Origin of the sequence: Burkholderia sp. E168m23 (genome assembly GCF_016586125.1) — a bacterium.
Taxonomy (GTDB): Bacteria; Pseudomonadota; Gammaproteobacteria; order Burkholderiales; family Burkholderiaceae; genus Burkholderia; species Burkholderia orbicola.
This window is the reverse complement of sequence record NZ_BCPP01001221.1, coordinates 1-1,723: the sequence shown is the minus strand read 5'-3', so window position 1 is coordinate 1,723 and position 1,723 is coordinate 1. Positions and strand designations below refer to the sequence as shown.

Below are 1,723 nucleotides of genomic sequence, written 5' to 3'. Positions count from 1 at the left end.
AAACGGCCGGCCGCCGGCCTTGAGCGGCCCGACCGACCGAAGCGGCCTCGGGCCTGTTCACGCCGACAACGGGCTTGCGCTGACCCTAGCCGGCCGCCGCCCGCTGCAGCGCGCCGAGATCGAGCTTCTTCATCGTCATCACCTGCGCCATCACGCGCTCGGCGCGGGCCGGGTCGCCGGTCATCAGCTCGGCCATCTGCACGGGCACGACCTGCCACGACACGCCGAAGCGGTCGCGCAGCCAGCCGCATTGCTGCGCGCGCTCGTCGCCGCCTTCGGACAGGCGCGCCCAGTAATGGTCGATCTCGGCCTGGTCGCGGCAGTTGACGACGAACGACACGGCCGGCGTCATCTGGAACACGGGGCCGCCGTTCAGCGCGACGAACGCCTGCCCGTCGAGCTCGAACGCCACGGTCATCACCGCGCCCTCGGCGTTGCCGGACGCGTGCGCGCCGGCCTTGCCGTAGCGCGCGACGTGCACGATGCGCGCGTTGTCGAACACCGATACGTAGAAACCGGCCGCCGCCTCGGCGTCGCGGTCGAACCACAGGAACGGCGTGATGCGCTGGATACGCGGGTTCATGGCGCTGTCTCCTCGATGTCGTGCCGGCACCGGTGCCGGTCTTACATCGTAGACGCTACGCCGGCGCCCGGCAGCGCGCCGGTCCGTAGCCTCAAGGCCGCCGGGCCGAAAAAAAGGGGGCGATCGCTCGCCCCCCTCGTTCCTGCGTCCGGCCGTGCCGCGTCAGAACGCGACGAACGGCTGCGGGCCGCCGCTCGCGGTCTTGTCCATCCCGAAGTAGATCGTCTTGCCGTAGAAGTGCGGCATGCCGATGTCGAGCCAGCTGGACGAGCCGAACGGGCCCGCGATGTCGTTGAACGCGAACGTGGACGAGTTCGAGAACAGCGCATCGGCGTTGGCGACCGGCATCGACACGGTGCCCGACGCGCCGTTCTGCCCGCTCAACGTGGCCGAATAGGTGGTCGTCGCCGACGGGCAGTAGAACTCCGTATTCCGCGTGCACGGTTGCGACGTCGACGTCGAATCGTTGAAGAAATACGCGTTCGAGCCGGTATCGAAGAACGCGGTCACGCTGCGCCCCTGGAACGTCGCACTGACGTCGCCGGTCGTGGTCGACCTCATCACCGTCTTGCCGTCCAGGTTCGGCAGGCCGAACGTCAGCGTGCCGGTCGCGCTTGCCTGCCCGTTGTCGGAGATGGCCGGCATCTGCACGCTCACCCCGTCGTTGTTCGCGAACCGATGCACCGGATTCGCCACCTGCTGCGCCAGCGGCACGAGCGCGACCGTGCAGCGCGCGTTGTCGCCGTTCGGGCACGCGTAGTAGTTGTTGCTCGTCGACGTCGACGTGGCGCAGGTCGTGCCGCAGTCGTACGGCGCCGGCCCGATGCCGAGGATGCCGTTCGCGCCGAGCGCGCCGGTCGAGTTGGCCGACGCGCCGCCGTTCGTGCATGAACTCGGTACGTTGGTCGTGCCGAGGTCGCCGATGATCTGCACGGGCAGCGAGCTCGCCTGCTCGGTGCCGATCGACAGGTCGACGGTGCGCACCGAGCCCCACGTGTAGCTCGACACGAACTTGCCGCATTCGGCGACCGGCGCGCCACCGCTCGTCACCTGCGGCAGGCTGTCGTGCACGCCCGCCACCGCGCTGCCGACGAGCCGCAGCCCGTAGGACGCGGTATCGACGAGCACGTTGTTGACGAT

2 protein-coding genes are annotated in these 1,723 nt (G+C 69.2%); both read right to left on the bottom strand.

The annotated features are described in order from the left end of the window. Window positions 1-85: 85 nt before the first annotated feature. On the bottom strand, window positions 86-583 hold the full coding sequence (locus tag JMF90_RS35900; RefSeq protein WP_011546706.1) for a VOC family protein: 498 nt from the start codon (window positions 581-583) through the stop codon (window positions 86-88). Between the two features lie 162 nt (window positions 584-745). Beyond that, window positions 746-1,723: DUF3443 family protein (locus JMF90_RS35895; RefSeq protein WP_201326234.1), on the bottom strand; the 978-nt coding region annotated here is incomplete at its 5' end.

Coding starts and splice junctions, on each gene's coding strand:
- JMF90_RS35900 (WP_011546706.1), bottom strand. CDS start 583: ATGAACCCGCGTATCCAGCGCATCACGCCGTTCCTGTGGTTCGACCGC.